The sequence below is a fragment of the Arthrobacter sp. NQ7 genome, from assembly GCF_029581595.2.
GTDB classification, from domain to species: domain Bacteria; phylum Actinomycetota; class Actinomycetes; order Actinomycetales; family Micrococcaceae; genus Arthrobacter; species Arthrobacter phenanthrenivorans_B.
Window position 1 is genome coordinate 23,864 of sequence record NZ_JARFXU020000001.1, and the last position, 18,536, is coordinate 42,399.

General features: G+C 64.9%; 16 protein-coding genes. 7 read left to right on the forward strand and 9 right to left on the reverse strand.

Annotated elements, in window-relative coordinates; genetic code table 11:
• Window positions 1-126 precede the first annotated feature (126 nt).
• The 4 genes from PUN71_RS00110 (at window position 127) to arfA (ending at window position 4,960) form a co-directional block, all read left to right on the forward strand.
• On the forward strand, window positions 127-1,461 hold the full coding sequence (locus PUN71_RS00110; protein WP_277796886.1) for an extracellular solute-binding protein: 1,335 nt from the start codon (window positions 127-129) through the stop codon (window positions 1,459-1,461).
• A gap of 97 nt (window positions 1,462-1,558) precedes the next feature.
• Window positions 1,559-2,467 (forward strand): carbohydrate ABC transporter permease, encoded by a 909-nt coding sequence (locus tag PUN71_RS00115; RefSeq protein ID WP_277797276.1) that lies wholly within the window; start codon window positions 1,559-1,561, stop codon window positions 2,465-2,467.
• A 2-nt stretch (window positions 2,468-2,469) separates the two neighbouring features.
• On the forward strand, window positions 2,470-3,366 hold the full coding sequence (locus tag PUN71_RS00120) for a carbohydrate ABC transporter permease (protein ID WP_043452470.1): 897 nt from the start codon (window positions 2,470-2,472) through the stop codon (window positions 3,364-3,366).
• A gap of 55 nt (window positions 3,367-3,421) precedes the next feature.
• Window positions 3,422-4,960 (forward strand): arabinosylfuranosidase ArfA, encoded by a 1,539-nt coding sequence (gene arfA, locus PUN71_RS00125; protein WP_277796887.1) that lies wholly within the window; start codon window positions 3,422-3,424, stop codon window positions 4,958-4,960.
• A 52-nt stretch (window positions 4,961-5,012) separates the two neighbouring features.
• Here arfA and PUN71_RS00130 read toward each other — a convergent pair whose 3' ends face one another.
• Window positions 5,013-5,690: a Crp/Fnr family transcriptional regulator gene (locus tag PUN71_RS00130; RefSeq protein WP_011775987.1), complete on the reverse strand. Its 678-nt coding sequence runs from the start codon at window positions 5,688-5,690 to the stop codon at window positions 5,013-5,015.
• A gap of 195 nt (window positions 5,691-5,885) precedes the next feature.
• On the opposite strand from PUN71_RS00130, the gene PUN71_RS00135 reads away from it, so the two are divergent.
• Window positions 5,886-7,070, forward strand: coding sequence for a MarP family serine protease (locus tag PUN71_RS00135; RefSeq protein WP_043452467.1), 1,185 nt, complete (start codon window positions 5,886-5,888; stop codon window positions 7,068-7,070).
• Window positions 7,071-7,079: 9 nt separating this feature from the next.
• Here PUN71_RS00135 and aroQ read toward each other — a convergent pair whose 3' ends face one another.
• The 5 genes from aroQ to PUN71_RS00160 all read right to left on the reverse strand — a co-directional run bounded on the left by aroQ (window position 7,080) and on the right by PUN71_RS00160 (window position 13,301).
• Complete coding sequence (gene aroQ / locus PUN71_RS00140; protein WP_043452466.1) at window positions 7,080-7,544, reverse strand: type II 3-dehydroquinate dehydratase; 465 nt, start codon at window positions 7,542-7,544, stop codon at window positions 7,080-7,082.
• Between the two features lie 118 nt (window positions 7,545-7,662).
• Entirely contained in the window at window positions 7,663-9,855 is a 2,193-nt protein-coding gene (locus PUN71_RS00145) for an alpha-galactosidase (protein WP_277796888.1), read from the reverse strand.
• Between the two features lie 151 nt (window positions 9,856-10,006).
• Window positions 10,007-11,350, reverse strand: coding sequence for an ABC transporter substrate-binding protein (locus PUN71_RS00150; protein ID WP_277796889.1), 1,344 nt, complete (start codon window positions 11,348-11,350; stop codon window positions 10,007-10,009).
• Between the two features lie 84 nt (window positions 11,351-11,434).
• On the reverse strand, window positions 11,435-12,358 hold the full coding sequence (locus tag PUN71_RS00155) for a carbohydrate ABC transporter permease (protein ID WP_043452463.1): 924 nt from the start codon (window positions 12,356-12,358) through the stop codon (window positions 11,435-11,437).
• A 10-nt stretch (window positions 12,359-12,368) separates the two neighbouring features.
• Window positions 12,369-13,301, reverse strand: coding sequence for a carbohydrate ABC transporter permease (locus tag PUN71_RS00160; RefSeq protein ID WP_277796890.1), 933 nt, complete (start codon window positions 13,299-13,301; stop codon window positions 12,369-12,371).
• Between the two features lie 182 nt (window positions 13,302-13,483).
• Between PUN71_RS00160 and PUN71_RS00165 the strand changes: the two genes are divergently transcribed.
• Both PUN71_RS00165 and PUN71_RS00170 read left to right on the forward strand, forming a co-directional pair.
• The gene (locus PUN71_RS00165; protein ID WP_277796891.1) at window positions 13,484-14,686 is read left to right on the forward strand and encodes a Gfo/Idh/MocA family protein; all 1,203 of its coding nucleotides are present in this window, start codon (window positions 13,484-13,486) and stop codon (window positions 14,684-14,686) included.
• Window positions 14,687-14,691: 5 nt separating this feature from the next.
• Window positions 14,692-15,720, forward strand: a complete 1,029-nt coding sequence (locus tag PUN71_RS00170) for a LacI family DNA-binding transcriptional regulator (RefSeq protein WP_430929404.1) — start codon at window positions 14,692-14,694, stop codon at window positions 15,718-15,720.
• Window positions 15,721-15,735: 15 nt separating this feature from the next.
• On the opposite strand, the gene PUN71_RS00175 is transcribed toward PUN71_RS00170, so the two are convergent.
• The 3 genes from PUN71_RS00175 to PUN71_RS00185 are packed head-to-tail and all read right to left on the reverse strand — an operon-like array spanning window position 15,736 to window position 18,459.
• Entirely contained in the window at window positions 15,736-16,524 is a 789-nt protein-coding gene (locus tag PUN71_RS00175) for a DeoR/GlpR family DNA-binding transcription regulator (RefSeq protein WP_277796892.1), read from the reverse strand.
• A gap of 58 nt (window positions 16,525-16,582) precedes the next feature.
• A complete protein-coding gene (locus PUN71_RS00180) occupies window positions 16,583-17,497 on the reverse strand; it encodes a carbohydrate ABC transporter permease (RefSeq protein WP_043452457.1) in 915 nt (304 codons plus the stop codon).
• A complete protein-coding gene (locus tag PUN71_RS00185) occupies window positions 17,494-18,459 on the reverse strand; it encodes a carbohydrate ABC transporter permease (RefSeq protein WP_043452456.1) in 966 nt (321 codons plus the stop codon). Before PUN71_RS00185 ends, PUN71_RS00180 begins: the two co-directional genes overlap by 4 nt.
• Window positions 18,460-18,536: the final 77 nt, after the last annotated feature.

Genomic DNA, 18,536 nt, shown 5'->3' on the forward strand with positions numbered 1-18,536 from the left:
CATTACATCGATGTAATGTGAGGCGTGCGTCACACCGAAGCCGGCGGGACTGCAACGAGGGATATCCGGCAGCAACGGTTGTGGCAACGGAACGACTTTCAGCGGACCCATCCAAAGGAGTGACGGGTGAAGCAGTTTGATTTTTTCGACGACAGGCAACTGTCGAGGCGCCGGCTGTTGTCCGGAACCGCAGCGTTGGGAAGCGTGTTCGCCGCGGCGGCCTTGTCCGGATGCGGCGGAAACGCCTCCGCCGCGGCCCCCAGGGACATCCAGTTCTGGCATCTCCTGTCGGGTGGTGACGGCATCAAGATGCAGAACATGATCAGCAAGGTGAACGACGCCAACCCCGCGTTCAAGGTACATCCGACAGTTCTTGCCTGGGGCCCGCCCTACTACACCAAGCTGGCCATGGCATCCGCCGGCGGACGTCCGCCGCAGCTGGCCATCATGCATGCCAGCCGCGTTCCCGGCTATGCGCCCGGGGGCCTGATTGACCCGTGGGACCTCGACCTGCTGTCAGAGTTCGGTGTGACCAGCCAGAGCTTCGCGCCCAGGATCTGGGACAAGAGCCAGAACAACGGCAAAGTCTTCTCCATCGCCCTGGATTCGCACCCCTTTGTCATGTTCTACAACCGTGACGTGGCGGGAAAGGCAGGACTGCTTGGCAGCAACGGGCAGTTGCAGGAAGCGAAGTCCCCGCAGGAATTCATCAGCATCGCCCGGGAAATGCAGAAAGTGACCCAGGCGCACGGTCTGTCCTTTGGGTACCTCGGCAGCGGGTCACAGATGTGGCGCCTTTTCTACACCCTCTACCGGCAGCACGGGGCAAGCATGGAACTGACCCCCGGCAAGCCAATGGTGGCCGACAACGAGGCCGCCGTCGAGTCCCTGGAATTCATGACGTCACTGTTCGATGACACCATCGCGGCGCAAAGCGGCGACATCAGTACGGGCATCGCGGAATTCGCCCGCGGAGGATCAGGCATGCTCTTCAGCGGGGTTTGGGAGCTTCCCACCTTCAAGAAGGCGAACCTGCCCGTTGACGCTGCCACCATCCCCACGCTGTTCGGAACGCCGGCGGCCTACGCTGACTCGCATTCCTTCGTGCTTCCCCGGCAGCTGAACGTCGACGACGCCAAGCGCCGCGACGTCTACAAATTCGTCAGCGACATCCTCAAAGGCTCGCTTTCCTGGGCCGAGGCAGGACATATCCCCGCCTTCCAGCCGGTGGTGCAATCCCAGGCCTACCGCGAACTCACGCCCCAGATCCACTACGCCAACGCAGCAGACATCATCGCCTACGACCCGGAGGCCTGGTTCAGCGGATCGGGCTCCGACTGGCAAACGTACTTTGCGGAGACCGTGCAGAACGTGCTCCTCGGCCGCGACAAGGCAACTGATGGCTGGGATGCCTTCGTGCGGCGTACCAACACCCTGCTTTCCCGTCCCAACCCGGTTTGAACCGCCAAGCGACACAGGAGTCCAAATGAGTTCCGTAGCAACATCACACAACAGCGAGGGCCCGGTGGATTCGCTGCCCGGGCTGTCCCGGCAAAGAATGTCCAGGCAGGCGGGGTCCAGGACCGCCGGGTCCCGTTCCCAGGGAAGCAGGGACAACTTCAACGGCTGGGCTTTTGCCGCACCGTTCCTGGCATTTTTCCTGGTCTTCCTCGTCTGGCCCCTCCTTTACGGGCTGTACATGAGCTTGACCGGCAAGTCCCTTACCGGCGCCAACGACAGCCTGATCGGGCTGGCGAATTACAGCGAAGCCCTCGCCGACTCCGACATGTGGCATTCGCTGGGCAACACCCTCTACTTCACGGTCATCAGCACCGTCCCGCTGGTGGTCGTTGCCTTGGTCATGGCCGCCTTGGTCAATGTTGGACTGCCCGCGCAATGGCTGTGGCGGCTGTCCTACTTTGCCCCGTACCTGCTGGCCTCCACTGTTGTCTCCCTGTTCTTTACCTGGATGTACAACCCCCAGCTGGGCCTGATCAACGACTCGCTGGCCAAAATAGGGCTGCCGAAAGTTGCGTGGCTGAACGACCCCGGCGTCGCGATGTGGGCAATCGTCATCGCAACACTGTGGTGGACGGTGGGCTTCAACTTCCTCCTGTACCTGGCGGCGATGCAGAACATTCCCGCCCAACATTATGAGGCGGCGTCCCTGGACAGCGCCGGTGCCTGGCGGCAGTTCTTCTCCATCACCCTGCCGCAGCTGGCCCCCACCACCGTGATGATCGTGCTCCTCCAGATCCTGGCGTCGCTGAAGATTTTCGACCAGGTCTACCAAATGACAGCCGGCGGCCCCGGGGGCGCCACCCGGCCCGTGGTGCAGTACATCTTCGAAACCGGCTTCACCGGATACCGCCTGGGTTACTCGGCAGCCATCTCCTACATCTTCTTCGGACTGATCGTGGCGGTTTCGGTCATCCAGTTCCTCATCACCCGCCGCAGGAGTGCATAGCCATGGCAACTGAAACCCTCGCCCGCCCTGTTCCCTCCACGGCCACGCCGTCCGCCGGCGGCAGGAACGGCCGCAGGATGAGCCCCGGCCGCGTTGCGGTCCTGGCAGTCGCCGCCCTGCTGGCCGTCCTCTGGATGGTGCCCTTCGCCTGGGCAACCGCCACTGCTTTCAAGAGCGAGACTGATGCCGCCGCTCCGAAGATCAGCTGGATCCCGCCGTCGGGCTTCACCGCCGATGCCTTCGTCAAGGTGTTCCAGGACGGCAACATCCCGCTGTGGACCTGGAATTCGCTGTACACCTCGGCGGCCATCACGGTGATCACGCTGGTCATTTCCGCGCTAGTGGCCTACGCGCTGTCCCGCATCGACTTCCGGGGCAAGAAGGTCCTGATGACCGTAATCATCGCGTCCATCATCGTTCCCCCGCCGGTCCTGATCATCCCGCTGTTCTACCAAATGGTGGCACTGCACCTGATCGACACCTCGTGGGCCATCATCTTGCCGCAGGTCATCCACCCAGCCATGGTGTTCGTGCTTAAGAAGTTCTTCGACCAGATCCCGCGCGAGCTCGAAGAAGCCGCGGTCATGGACGGCGCCAGCCGGATGCGGATCTTCCTCCAGGTCATCCTTCCGCTGTCCCGCCCCATCCTCGCGGCCGTGGCAATCTTCGTATTCATCGGCGCCTGGAACAACTTCCTCTGGCCGTTCATCGCCACCAACGACGGGTCCGTCCTTACTCTCCCCGTGGGGCTGCAGACCATCAAGAGCGCCTACGGCATCCAGTACGCCCAGAACATGGCGTCCGCGTTGCTCGCGGCCCTGCCGCTGATCCTGCTTTTCCTGTTCTTCCAGCGCCAGATCATCAAAGGCGTTGCGACGACGGGACTCGCCGGCACCTGACGCCCACCTTCGCTTTCCACCACCTGCCTGAAGTTCAACCAAGGAGATCATTCTTATGTCCCGCGCCAGAATCACCCTCGACCGCGACTTCACCATCGGCGAAGTGCCCCCGCGCCTTTTTGGCTCCTTCGTGGAGCACATGGGCCGCTGCGTCTATACCGGCATCTACGAACCGGGCCACCCGGAGGCCGACGAAAACGGCTTCCGCCAGGACGTCCTCAAGCTCGTCAAGGAGCTCGGCGCCACCGTGGTCCGCTATCCCGGCGGCAACTTCGTATCCGGCTATGACTGGGAAGACGGAATTGGCCCCCGCGAAGACCGGCCGCGCAGGCTTGACGGGGCCTGGCACACCCTGGAAACCAACGCCTTCGGCCTCCACGAGTTCGTGGACTGGTCCCGCCAGGCCGGTACCGAAATCATGGAAGCCATCAACCTGGGAACCCGGGGAGTGGACGCCGCCCGCGCCATCGTCGAGTACGCCAACCATCCCGGCGGAACCCGCCTTTCAGACCTGCGGGCAAAGAACGGACACAAGGACCCGTTCAACATCAAGCTCTGGTGCCTGGGCAATGAAATGGACGGCCCCTGGCAGATCGGGCACAAGACGGCCGAAGAGTACGGCCGGCTTGCGCAGGAAGCAGCCAAGGCGATGAGGTTCGTGGACCCGGACATCGAACTTGTAGCGTGCGGAAGCTCGAACTCCGGCATGCCTACCTTCGGCGCCTGGGAGCAGACCGTCCTGACTCACGCCTACGACGACGTCGACTATGTTTCACTGCACGCCTACTACCAGGAGCATGACGGGGACGTCGGCAGCTTCCTGGCCAGCGCCGTCGACACCGACTACTTCATCGAATCCGTCATCGCCACCGCCGACGCAGTCCGGGCCAAGGGCAAGCACAGGAAACACATCAACCTGTCCTTCGACGAATGGAACGTCTGGTACCAGCGCGGCCTTGACACGGAGGACCAGCCGCACAACGTCACCAAGGCCGGCTGGCGTGAACACCCGCGGGTCATCGAGGACAAATACAACGTGACGGACGCCGTCGTTGTGGGCACCCTCCTCAATTCGCTGCTCCGCCATGGCGACCGGGTCAAAATCGCCAACCAGGCACAGCTGGTCAACGTCATCGCCCCCATCTTCAGCGAGGAGAACGGACCGGCCTGGCGGCAAACCATCTTCCACCCGTTCTCACGGATGGCAGAACTGGCGAAGGGCCGGATCCTGCGGTTGTCAGTTGACTCCGACAAGTACACCAATATCCGGTTTGGTGATACCGACCTGGTGGACGTCAGCGCCACATGGAACGAGGAAACAGGCCGCGTTGCATTGTTCTTTGCCAACCGCGGCCTGGATGAGGCTGCGGACGTGGAGGTGGCCCTGCGGGGCTTTGACGCGCAGCGGGTAATCCGGGCCGAAGTGCTGGAGATCCCGGACGGCGGCGACCGCTTCAGCATCAACAACCAGGAACATCCTGACCGCGTGGGCCTGAAGCCGCTGGCGGGGGCGAAAGCCACCGGATCCGAGCTGCGGCTCAGCCTTCCCGCGTTGTCCTGGGCGGTCGTCGAACTGGACGTGGTGAAGAACTGATCGGCAAAGCCACGAAAAAGGCCGCCCCTCGGGGCGGCCTTTCTTGTGGGGTCTAGCGCGAGCGCTGGCGGAGGCGCTGCATGTCCAGGATGACCACTGCGCGGGCCTCCAGGCGGAGCCAGCCACGCTGGACGAATTCGGCCAGGGCCTTGTTCACCGTTTCGCGGGACGCACCCACGAGCTGTGCCAGTTCCTCCTGCGTGAGCTCGTGCGCCACCAGGACGCCGTCCGTTGCCGGGCGGCCGAAGCGGTCTGCAAGGTCCAGCAGGGCCTTGGCCACGCGGCCGGGGACGTCGGAGAAGACGAGGTCGGACAGGGAGTCGTTGGTGCGCCGCAGGCGGCGGGCCAGGGCCTGCAGCAGCTGGGCCGAGACCTCGGGCCGGGTGCGCAGCAGGGCGTTCAGGCTTTCGTTCTTGAGCCCGGCCAGCCGGGTCTCGGAAACGGCCGTGGCAGTGGCGGTGCGGGGGCTGGGATCGAACAGCGCCATCTCGCCGAAGAGCTCACCCGGGCCGAGGATGGCCAGCAGGGACTCGCGGCCATCGGGGGAGGTGCGGCCGAGCTTCACCTTGCCGGAGACGATGAAGTAGAGCTGGTCGCCCTGGTCTCCTTCGCGGAACACCGACGCGCCGCGGGACAGGTCCACCTCGGTGAGCTCATCCGTCAGCAGGCGGAATGCGTCGTCGTCGAGCGTGGCGAAAAGGGGTGCTCGGCGCAGTACCTCGATGTCCATGAAATCTCCTGAGTAAAAGTATCGGCTGTGGCGCTTGTGCCATTGTTTCAGAATTTTCAACGTTCTGTGACGAACTTGGCAGCCGAAACGCCCGCGGGCAGCCGGTCGTGGGCCTCCCGCGCGGTGCTGCACCCCACAGAGGATTGTCAGCGTCCGCCACTAGAATGGGGGTTCAACTGTTAATAAGGAGCCTTTGTGGTCGGCCTGACTGTCCTGGACCTCGTCCTGATCCTGGCGCTGTTGTCATATCTGGTCTATGGCCTCCGCAACGGGTTCCTGGTCACCGTTGGCGGCCTCGCCGGGTTTGCCGCCGGCGCCGTCGCCGCCTTCTTCGCCGTCCCCCTCGTCAGCTCGTTCGTAGCGGACTCCGGCTGGAGGCTGACCGCCATCATCGCCGCCGCCGTCGTCCTGATGGCATTGGGCCACGGCCTGGGCACCATGGTGGGGCGGCAACTCCGGGGCGTGGTGCGGATTGGCCCGCTCCGGGCAGTGGACCGGCTGGTGGGCGGCGTGCTCAACCTGGTGGTCTCCGCCCTGGTGATGTCCATGCTGGCATTCAGCGTCAGTTCCCTCGGCGTGCCGGTGGTCTCCCAGCAGCTGGCCGAATCCAAGGTCATCCGCTTCATCGAGGGCCTGACCCCCACCCCGGTCAAGGCCACCATGGCGGAGCTGCGTTCCACGGTGATCGGCAACGGCATCCCCACGCTGCTTGAGGGGCTGGACCAGGGCCAGAAGGTCCAGGTCCCCAACACGAGCACCAACACGCCCGCGTTGAACAAAGCGGCGCAGTCCGTGCTGAGGATCGCGGGCACGGCGTATGAATGCGGCCAGAACCAGACCGGCAGCGGTTTTGTCGTGTCCCCGGACCGCGTGGTGACCAACGCGCACGTGGTGGCCGGAGTGTCGCAGCCGGTGGTGGAGATGCCCGACGGCGGTGCGATGCCCGGCCGTGTGGTCTACTTCGACACCCGGCGGGACCTGGCAGTCCTGGCCGTGGACAACCTGCCGTCCCAGCCGTTGCCGCTGGGCCGCGACCTCCCCGGCGGCAGCCAGGCTGCGTTCGCCGGGTATCCGCACGGCGGACCGTTCCAGTCCAAGCCCGCCACCGTCCAGGACATCGCCACCGTCCTGGTCCCGGACATCTATGGCAACAACCCTTCGCCGGAGGACATCTACCGGCTGGCGGGGGACGTCCAGCCCGGCAACTCGGGCGGCCCGCTGCTGACCGCTGACGGCCAGGTGGCCGGGGTGGTCTTCGCCAAGGCAACCTCGGACGCCGAAGTGGGATTCGCCATCACCATGAATGACCTGGAACCTGTCGTGGAGCAGGCGCCCGCACTGTCATCTCCGGTGTCCTCGGGGCAGTGCATCCAGAAGTGACCCTTCCGGTTACAGGACTTCGGCCAGGTAGTCGATGGCCAGTTTGTAGCCGAAGACGCCGGCGCCCACGATAACGGCCGCACACACCGGCGACAGGTAGGAGTGGTGCCGGAATTCCTCGCGCTGGTGCACATTGGTGATGTGGACCTCGACGGCGGGAAGCTGGACGGCTGCCAGGGCGTCACGCAGCGCCACGGAGGTGTGCGTGAAAGCCCCCGCGTTCAGGACGATTCCGGCGGCCGTGCCGCGCGCGGCGTGGATGGCGTCCAGCAGGACGCCTTCGTGGTTGGACTGGACACAGTCCACGGCGAAGCCATGCTGTTTTGCGGCGGACGCTGCCAGCTGTTCCACATCGGCAAGGGTTGACGTCCCGTACTTCTCGGGTTCCCGCGTGCCGAGCAGGTTCAGGTTGGGGCCATTAATGACCAGGATGGTGCCGCGGCCGGCGCCGGCGGTGGAGGAGGCTTCAGTCATGCCTGCAAATCTATCGGCTGGCCCGGTCCGCCGCGCATTTTTACGCCGGCACACACCATCGACTGCTGAGTACTTGTCGTTCTGAAGCTCCAAAACGACAAGTACACGGCAATGGATGTCAGAGGGCCGTGACCCTCAGCAGCAGGGCATGCTCCGGGTTGAGGACCGGCATCGGCAGCCCCACCTCGGCCAGGAAGCGGCCGCCTGCAACAGCGCCGTCGGCGAGCCAGGACGGGGGCTGCGCCTGGGTGAAGGTGTGCGCGTAATCGGCGTCCTCCGGGACAGGAGCGATGAGCTCCACCCGGTAATTCCGCTCCGGTTCCAGGCCGGGAAGTCCCATGCGCCCCGGCTGCTCGGCAGCGGAGGTGCGGGTGCTGACGACGGCGAACAGGGCCGCCGTCGTTCCTTCCGCTACAGATCCTTCCGCCACCACGCCGTGCAGCAGGAACGACTCGTCAGCCACGTCGGCGTTGACCCGCCGGCCGCTGTGGACCAGGCCCCGGTGCTCCTTGTACAACCCCACAATCCGCCGAAGTTCTTCGCGTTCCTTTCCCTGCACGCCCCGCACATCCCACTCCATCCCGAAGTGGCCAAAGAAGGCGGTGATGGCGCGGAAGGACAAGTCATGGGTGCGGGCCGTGGTGTGCGAGGTGGTGGGTCCGATGTGGCTGCCCACCACCTCCGGCGGTACCACCGCCCCGGTCCACCGCTGGATGGTCTGCCGCTCCAGCGCATCGTTGCAGTCGGAGGCCCAGATCCGGTCTGTCCGCTCCAGGATCCCCAGGTCAACCCGGGCGCCACCCGAGGAGCAGCTTTCGATTTCGACGCCGGGATGGGCCTTGCGGAGCTCGTCGAACAGCCGGTACGCGGCAAGGGTCTGCGCGTGGACGGACGCGCGGCCCGCATGGCCGTGCTCCACGAGGTCCCGGTTCTGGTCCCACTTCAGGTAGCTGATGTTGTTTTCAGACAGGAGGGCATCGATGCGGTCGTAGATGTACTGCCACGCAGCGGGGTTCACGAGGTCAATCACATGCTGGTTGCGCCATTCGAGCGGCAGCCGGCCGCCGTCCTTGTGCGCTGCCGCCGACGGGCGCACGATCCATTCAGGGTGGGCGCGGGCGATATCGGAGTTCAGGTTCACCATTTCCGGTTCCACCCACAACCCGAACTCCATCCCGCGCGACGTGACGGCGTCGATCAGGGGTGCCAGGCCGTCCGGCCAGAGGGTGTCATCCACATACCAGTCGCCCAGGCCTGCATGGTCGTCGCGGCGCCCGCGGAACCAGCCGTCGTCGAGCACGAAGCGCTCCACGCCGAGGTCGGCGGCCGATTCTGCCAGCTCGGTGAGGACGTCCAGGTTGTGGTTGAAGTAGACCGCTTCCCAGACGTTGAGGACGACCGGCCGGGCCTTGCCGGTGTGCAGGCCGGTGGACGCGGCCGGCAGCACGTGATGTGGCCGGGAGCGGAACCAGCTGTAGAAGGCCTCGGTGATGCCGTCCAGGCCGCGGTCCGAGTAGGCGGCGAACAAGGCGGGCGTGGAGTAGCTGGCCCCGGGTTCGAGGACGACTTCCGCAGGGCCGAGGAGTTCCGAGCCGCCGATCATGGTCCGGCCGTCGCCGATGGTGTCCGCGAACTGTTCGTGGTTGCCGCTCCACGCCAAATGCGTCGCCCAGACCTTGCCGTGGCGGTTGCCGAAGCCCCGGGTGCCGGCGGCGAACAAGAGGGAGGAGTCGTGACCGGTGCGGCCGTGCCGTCCGCTCCGGACCCAGGTGCCCTGCTGGATGGCGTGCCGCTGCGGGTGGCGTTCCCGGCACCACCGTCCGGTCAGGTCGAGAAGCTCGACGGCGTCCGGCGCCACGGGCAGGACGGTGGCCAGTTCATCCACCTGGAATGGGGTGGTGCCTTTGTTCGTCACGGTATGACGGAGTTCCAGCAGGCCGCCCTGGTGGAGTGCGAGGAAGGAGGCCACGCTGATGCCGGTGTCGGGATCGGCCTGCACGATGGTGGCGGTGTTGCCCTCCACTGATGCCGACGTGGTGCGGAGGCGGGACGAGAAGTCGTGGCCCGGGCCGTCGTCGGTCATCCTGTGGCCGCGCAGGGCGGGCCGCCCGCGCCAGGCGGAGGACGCCTGCGGGAGCAGGCCGGCGGGAACCCGGGCGTCAATCGACGACGGCGGAACGGCAGCGCCGAGGATGGCCAGGTCCGGCAGGGCAGGGCCCAGGTCGGCACCCCAGTGGATGACCTCGGCCTCCCCGCTGTCGAAGCTGATCACCAGGCTGGTGCCGGCGGAACGGAGATGCAGGGGATCCATAGGGAGGTCTCTTTCAGTGTTCAGCGTTGCGTCTTAAGTTACGCACAGGAGGGAAATCCGGGAAGGGGTGGCCGGGCGCCGCCGCCGCGAGGAGGAGGACGGCGTCGCCCGGCCGGTGGCTGCGACCACATACGCAGCCACGCTGGAGGGTTTACTTGAACAGGGCGTTGACCTGGTCATTGGCCTGCGTCAGGGAACCCGCCTTGGCCTTGCCGGACACCACGGCGTCCATGGCCGGCTTCATGATGCCGTCAACCTTGGCGGCGTTATCCGCGATCGGGTAAAGGAAGGTGGTGCCGTCCTTGACCTGCTGGCTGAATGGTGTCACGTCCACGCCCTTGGCCTTGAACGCTTCGACTGCCTTGTCGGCGGAGGTCTTGATCGCCGGGAAGACGACTGCCTTGGCAGCGACCACGTCCTGGCAAGCCGCGGACCCCAGGTATTCCACCCACTTGATGGCGGCCTCCGGCTTCTTGGTGCCGGCGTAGATGGAGTCCGCCAGGCCGTTGTACATGCTGGCGCGCTTGCCGTCGACTCCCGTAGGCGTCGGGGCGATTCCCACCTTGACATCCTTGTAGCCGGTGTACTGACCGATCATCCACGAACCGTTGGCATTGATGACGGACTTGCCGGCGGCAAGGGTGTCCGCCATGCTGGCGCCCACCGTGGTTTCAAGCTTTGGCATGTATCCCTTGTCCACCAGCCCCGCGAACCAGTCAATGCTTTCCTGGAACGTGGGGTCGTCGTAGTTGAAATGCTTGCCCCACGGGTTCTTGTCCGTGTGCGTCCAGCCGGTGGTGCCGGTCAGGTAGCTCCACTCGGTCTGGCCCTGGCCGGAGCCGGACCCGTTGAGGCCGAGACCGTAAAGGGCCACATTGTTCTTGTCGAAGCCCGGCTCGTCGCCGCGCTTGCCGTTCTTGTCCACGGTCAGGTGGGCGATCGTCTTTTCGTATGTGCCGCCGCCGTCCTGGGGGTTCCAGGTCAGGTTGGCCATCTGTTCGGGGGTGACGCCGGCGTCGGCAGCAAGTTTGGTGTTGTAGAACAGTGCGATGGTGTCCCAGTCCTTGGGGAGGCCGTACCGTTTGCCGTCCTGGCCTACCCAGAGGTCAGCCAGCCCGGAGTTGTAGATGCCGGTGTCGATGTTGTCCTTCTTGACGGCGTCATCCAGGGCGAGCAGTTGCTTGTTCTTGATGAATTCGGGGTATTTGCCCAGGTGGTCGGTGAAGACGTCCGGAGCGGTGCCCGCCACGAAGCCGTTGGTGAGGGTACCCCAGTAATCGTCCCAGCCGCGCTGGGTGACCTTGACGGTGATATCCGGGTTGGCCTTGTGGAAGTCGTCAGCGCACTGCTTGTACGCCGGGAGCTGGTTGGCATCCCACAGCCAGTAGTTGATTTCGCCCTTGCCGGCCTCGGCTGATCCGCCGCCTCCGCAGGCCGAGAGCGCCAGGACTGCGGCTGCCGCTGCGGCCAGGGAGGTGAGTGCTTTCTTTTTCATGGGTGTTCCTTTCACAGTGCCTCCGGGCAGGCCGCCATGGCCCGGCGCCGGGGATGGGACGGGTGGGTTATGCGGGAAGGAGGGTTACTTTATGCCGGAGAAGCCGATGGAGTTGACGATCTTCTTGCCGAATGCGGCGAACAGGATCAGGACGGGCAGGGCGGAGACCAGGGTGGCTGCCATCAGCCCGGACCAGTCCGGTGCGCCTTGCGGCGACTGGGATTTGAAGACGCCCAGGCCCACAGTGAGGACACGGACGGATTCTTCCTGGCCCACCAGCAAGGGCCAGAAGTACTCGTTCCACTGCCCGATGAAGGTCAGCAGGGCGAGCGTGGCGATGGGTGCTGCGGCGTTGGGCAGGATGATCTGGAAGAAGATGCGAAGGTGCTTGGCGCCGTCGAGCATGGCCGCTTCCTCCACCTCGCGGGACATGTTCAGGAAGAACTGCCGGAGGAAGAAGATGGCGAACGGGGTCATGAAGATGTAGGGGAGTACCAGCCCCGCCAGGGTGTTGAGCAGGCCCAGGTTCTTGATCAGCAGGAAGTTGGGCAGGGCCGTGAAGATCGGCGGCACCATCATGGTGGCCAGGAACAGGCTGAACACCAGGTTCCGTCCCCGCCACCGCAGCCGGGCGAAAGCGTAGGCCGCCATGGCGCTGAAGAACACGGCCCCCATGGTGGTGATGGAGGCGAAGAGCACGGAATTGCGGAGGTAGATCCAGAAGTCGATCTGGGCGCCGGAGCCACCCTCGGCCACAGCTTCCTCCGGTGACTGCAGGCCGAAAACGCGCTTGAAGGCGCCCAGGTTGAAGTCAGCCGGGAGCAGGTTGGTGGCATTGCCGGCAAGTGACCCGTTGGTGGACAGCGCAGTCCGCAGGATCCAGTAGAACGGGAGGACGGATACGGCGACGGCGAGGGCGACGAGGGCCCACGCGGCGGCACGGCGCCACCTGAATGGACGACGGCGGCCCGCGGCCCGGGCTGGGGCGGAAACTTTTGTAGTGGTCATGGAAGTGTCCTTAGTCCAGGTCTGATTCGTTGCCCTTGAGGAACTTCATCTGGATGAAGGCCACCAAGGCGAGGATGACGAAGAGGATGACTGCCAGGGCGGAGCCGTATCCGAAGTCCGATTCCGTGAAGGCCTTTTGGTAGATGTAGAACTGCAGCACCCGGCTGGCGTTGACCGGACCGCCAAGGGTGGTCACGGCCACGGTGTCGAACACCTGGAAGGAGCCGATGACCGTGACGATCAGAACCAGGACCAGCACCGGACGCAGCAGCGGCACGGTGATTTTGCGGAAGGTCTGCCAAGGGGATGCGCCATCCAGGTTGGCCACCTCGTAGACATGGTGGGGGATGGCCTGCAGGCCGGCGAAGAGCAGCAGCGCGGTGTAGCCCATGTGCCGCCACGTATTGATGAGTGCCTGGGTGGGGATGGCCCATTCCTCGCTGCCGAAAAACGCCACCTTGGGCAGGCCGACGGACTCGATGAAGTAGTTGACGATCCCGATCTGGTAGTCCAGCAGCCAGAACCAGAGGAGGGCAGCGATCACGTTGGCCATCAGATATGGCAGCAGGAGTGCGCCGCGGATCAGGGTTGATTTGGCCACCCGGTGCATCAGCAGGGCCAACCCCAGGGCGAGCGCGGTCTGCAGGACGATGTTGATCAGGACATACTGCGATGTCACTGCCAAGGCGTTCCAGAACAGGGGATCCTTGGCGATTGCTTCGTAGTTGCCGGTGCCGATCCACGTCGGGTCTCCGAGGATGCTGTATTCGGTGAAGCTGAGGTAGATGCCGCGAAGGGTCGGCACCAGGTAGAAGACGAGAAATCCGATCATTGCCGGAGCGATGAAGAACAGTGCGATCTTCAAATCACTGTGTCCCCGGCGCTTCAGCGACCGGCGCAGGGCGTGCTCTGCCGGGCTGGCGGTCCTGGTAAGGGTGGTCATCGTCGACCCTTTCCTGAGTGTGATGGAAGTAACAGGCTGCAACGCAATCTACACGAGTAGATCAATGACCTGCAAGAGGTTACTTTTTGTTTTTTCCTGCGGGTTTTCATGTAGCTAATGGATATTGACTCGAGTAGATGCTGGTGCAAGACTCAAGCATCCCTAACGAAAGGCAAGAGACAATGACGTTCTCCATCGGCATCGTGGGCGCCGGCCAGTTCGGCTCCCAGTTTGCGCACCTCTTCAACCTCCATCCGGGTGTAAGCGCCGTCCATGTGGTGGACGAGCGCCCCGAGCGGGCCGCCGAGGCGGTTGAGCGCTACCACCTGGCGGGCCAGGAAGCCGACTTCGATGCCCTACTGGCGTCCGACGTCGACGCCGTCGCCATCTTCACCCAGCGCTGGACCCACGGCCCGTTGGTGGAACGGGCCCTCCGCGCCGGCAAGCACGTCTACTCGGCCGTTCCCATGGCGGTTTCGGAGGAGGAGATCGAGCGCATCATCACCGCTGTCCGTGAGACCGGGAACGTCTACATGATGGGGGAGACCAGCTACTACAACCCCGCCACCGTCTACGCGCGCGAACAGCATGCTGCCGGCAAATTCGGCCGGGTCTTCTACTCCGAGGGCGACTACGTCCACGACATGGACCTCGGCTTCTACGATGCGTACCAGTACAGCGGCGGTGAACGGTGGAAGGAAACGGCCAGCTACCCGCCCATGCTCTACCCCACGCACGCGATCGGAGGTGTCCTGGGCGCCATTCCGGCACACGCCGTGAGCGTCAGCTGCGTCGGGGTCAGGGACGGGCGGAACGACGGCGTGTTCGACAAGGACATCAGCATGTTCGGCAACGACTTCTCCAACGCCACGGCGCTCTTTGAACTGAGCGACGGCGGTGCGATGCGGACAAATGAAATGCGCCGCGTGGGCTACCCCTCCCATATCCGCGAATCCCGGTTCAGGTTCTTCGGCACGGAGGCGAGCTTCGAACAACTCGCCAAGGTCACCGTCTGGCAGGACAAGCAGGACGTCCACGACATCTCCGGGCAGATGGAAACCCGCCCCAGCATCCCGCTGGACGACCCGTCCCTGGCCCACGTTGCCCCCGAACTCCGGGACGCCTTCGTGTCAGGCCTGGCACCGGTGCACGACGCGGAAAGGCTGCCCGAAGAATTCCGCGGCGCCCCCAACGGGCATGAAGGCAGCCACCACTTCCTGGTGGACGACTTCGTGACCGCCGTCAACAGCCGCACCCTGCCCCCGATCAACGCGTGGGTGGCCGCCCGCTTCACCCTCCCCGGAATCGTGGCCCACCGGTCGGCCCAGCAGAACGGCGCGCGGCTGCCCATCCGCGACTTTGGTGATGCCCCGGCCAACTCCTAGCTAGCATGTATTCCATGACCACCTCGGCTGTGCCGGCGCCGCGCGGCCCCGTGACCCGCAAGGACGTGGCGCGGTATGCCGGCGTCAGCACCGCCGTCGTGAGTTACGTGGTCAATGGCGGCCCCAAGAAGGTGGCGCCAGCCACCGAAGCCAAGGTCCAGGACGCCATCCGTGTGCTGGGGTACCGGCCCAATGCTGCAGCCCGCGCGCTGAAACTGGGGTCCAGCGAGACCCTGGGGCTCATTGTCCCGGACATCTCCAACCCATTCTTCTCGCTCTTTTCGCACGCCGTGGAAGACGCCGCCGCGACCCTGGGCTACGCCCTGGTACTCAGCAACTCGGACGGCAACCTTGCCAAGGAGCGGCGGAACATCCGCAACCTGGCCGCCCGGCAGGTGGACGGGGTGCTGCTGGCCAGCGTTCTCTTCGAGCCGGACCTGGAGGCGCTGGAAACGGCCGACATCCCGTCCGTGCTGCTGAACCAGGAGCGCGATGCCCCCGGGTTCAACAGCATCGGCGTGGACCTGGCGTCCGGGGCGCGTATGGCGGTGGAACATCTCATCGGACACGGGCACAAGAACATCGGCCTGGCGATGGGCACCAACGTGTCCGGTTCCACCGATGGCCGCGAAGTAGGCTGGCGTGAGGCGCTGCAGCAGGCGGGCCTGCCCGAAGGGCCCATCGCCTACAGCGCATTCACCCGGCCCGGAGGCTACACGGCAGGGCAGCGGCTGCTGGCATCGGTGAACCGGCCAACCGCGATCTTCGCAACATCCGACATGCAGGGCATCGGACTCCTGCGGGCAATCCATGAGGCAGGGCTGTCCGTGCCGGGTGACATGGCCGTCGCCTCCTTTGACGGCTCGGCGGATTCCGAATACTCCTGGCCGCCGCTGACAACGGTGGAGCAGCCGGTGGTCGCGATGGCCGAGGCCGCCGTTGCGGCATTGGTCGGCGCCGGGAGGGGGGAAAAGCCCCGGCACCGGATCTTTTCCACCAAGCTGCACATCAGGCAGTCCTGCGGTTGCCCGTAGCGCACGGGGCTTCCGTCAGACGGGTTGGGCAATCCGCAGCCGGCTGACGCTCTCCTCCAGGGTGCGCCGCGCATCGGCGCTCAGGCCCGTATCGCTGATGACCTCGTCAGCTTCCTCGAGCGCGGCGATGGTGCTCATGCCCTGCGTGCCCCACTTGGTGTGGTCGGCCACCACCACCAGCTTGCGGGATGCCGCCACGAAGGCACGGTCCGTCTCGGCTTCCAGCAGGTTTGGGGTGGTGAAGCCGGCATCCCTGTCCATGCCGTGCACGCCCAGGAACAGCAGGTCCAGGTGCAGCTGCTTCAGTGCCGCCGTCGCGATTGGCCCCACCAGCGCGTCCGACGGCGTGCGCTCGCCGCCGATCAGGATCACCGTGGAGCCAAAGGTGGTCCCGGACGGGGCGGCCGGGTGGAAAAGATCGGCAATCCGCACGGAGTTGGTCACCACGGTGATCCGCGGTCCCCGTGCCAGCTCCTGGGCCAGCGCCCACGTGGTGGTTCCCGCGCTGAGTCCCACTGCCATGCCCTCATGGACCATTCCAGCGGCTTCAACGGCGATGGCCCGCTTCTCGGCGGGCAACTGCGTGGATTTAAGCTCGAAACCGGGCTCATGCGTGGTGGCTCCGCCGGGCAGCTTGGCACCGCCGTGGATCCGCTCCACCTGGCCGCTCTCCTCGAGGAGCTCGATGTCCCGCCGGACCGTCATGAGGGAGACGCCCAGCTGCTGGGCAAGGTCGGACACGCGGACGACCCGTTCCCGCTGGACTGTGTCCACGATGGCCTGGTGTCGAGCGGCGGGGAGCATGCTGTTCCTTTCGGGCGGCGTCTGGGGGAGCTGGCTCCCGGTCACACTCCATCTTTACCTACCCCTTGCTCGAACCCAGTGTCAGGCCCGCAACAAACTGCCGCTGCAGGAGCAGGTAGATGACCAGGGTGGGGATGACGGTGATGACCGCCCCCGCGGCCAGGAGGTTGTAGTTGCTCAGGAACTGTCCCTGCAGGTTGTTGATTGCCGTGGTGATCGGCAGCCGGTTGCCGCTCTGGATGAAGAGGAGCGGCCAGAAGTAGTCGTTGTAGATGAAGATGACCTCGAGCGTGGCCAGTGCGGCGAACGCGGGCCGGCACAACGGCAGGATGATCTCGCGGTACTGCCGCCAGATGCCCGCACCGTCCACCAGCGCAGCCTCGGTCAGGTCGGCGGAGAGCGCCTTCATGTAGTTGGACAGGACGAAGGTGCAGAACCCCATTTGGAATGCGATGTGGATGGCGATCACGACGATGTACGTGTTCAGCAGGTTGCCGGAGTCGCTGAACGAATACGGCACCTCCAGGTGCTTGGCCATCTCGAAAAGGGGCGCTGCCAGGACCTGCGGGGGCAGGAGGTTGCCGGCCGTGAACATGATCAGCAGCGTGATATTGAATTTCCAGTTCACCCGGCTCACGGCGAACGCCATCAGGGAGGCAAGGAACAGCGTCACCAGGACTGCGGGGACCGTGATGATGACCGAGTTCCAGAAATACGTGGCGAATCCGCCCTGCGTCCAGGCCTGGACGAAGTTGTCGAAGTTGAAATCCCCGGCCACGCTGAAGTAGCCATGCTCGTTGGTGGAGGCCACCGGCCGGAGCGCGGTGTAGAGGGCCCAGCCCAGCGGAACCAGCCACATGACAGCCATGGCCACCAGGAAGATGTGTGTTCCGTAATGGCGCTTGGGCCGGCTGCCTGAGCGGGACTGGCTGGTGGTGTCGTTCCCGGCGGCGCGGGCAGCGGCAATGCTCATGCTTGGTTCTCCTTGCCGAAGGTGCGGCTGAGGTAGAAGACGATGGGAACAAGCGAGATGACCAGCAGGACCACTGCCAGGGCGGATCCGACGCCGATCACCTGGCCCTCGCCCACCAGGTTCTGGATCACCAGGGCGCTGAGCATTTCCAGGCCGTTGGTGCCGCGGTTGATGACGTAGACGACGTCGAAGGCGCGGAGGGACTCGATGATGGTGATCACCACGATGACGATGTTGATGGGGCGCATGGCCGGGAAGACCACCCGGAAGAAGGTCTGCACGGCATTGGCGCCGTCGATCGCCGCGGCTTCCTTGAGGCTCGGATCGACACCCTTCAGGCCGGCCAAGTAGAGCAGCATGACGTAGCCGGCATGGCGCCAGGTGGCCGCGATCATGGCGGCCCAGATGTTGATTGACGAGTCGCCGAACCAATCAACGGCCCGCGGTGTGCCGGCGGTGCCCAGGAGGAAATTCAGGAGCCCGTTGTCCCGCTGGTAGAACAACTGCCAGATAATCCCGATCAGGGCCAGGGACAGCATGACGGGGGCGAAGAAGATGCTTTGGTAGATCTTGCTGCCGCGGATGTTCTGGTCCAGAAGCACGGCCAGCAACAGGCCCAGCGGCGTTGCAATCAGGGCCAGGAACAGGAGCCACAGCATGTTGTGCTGGACTGCGGGCCAGAACGGCGGGTAGTCCTGGGAAATGAACTGGTAGTTTTCCGTCCCTGCCGGACGGATGTCCGCCAGGTCCAGCCCGTTCCAGCGGGTGAAGCTGAGTCCCACGGACATCAGCGTGGGCAGCCAGACGAGGGCCAGTTCGATCAGGGTGGGGATGCCCACCATCAGGGACAGGACCAGCTTGTCCCGGCCGGACAAACGGCGGACGCGGCCTCCTTTGGCGCCCCGGGGGCCGGCGGGTTCCCGCGCTTCCGGCGGAATCAGTTCTTGTGCGGTGCTGCTCATGGAAATCTTTCCCTTGCTGGGGCCTGGTGCAGGTGGGAGGACGACGGCGGAAAGTTTCCTGCCGCCGTCGTCCTTCC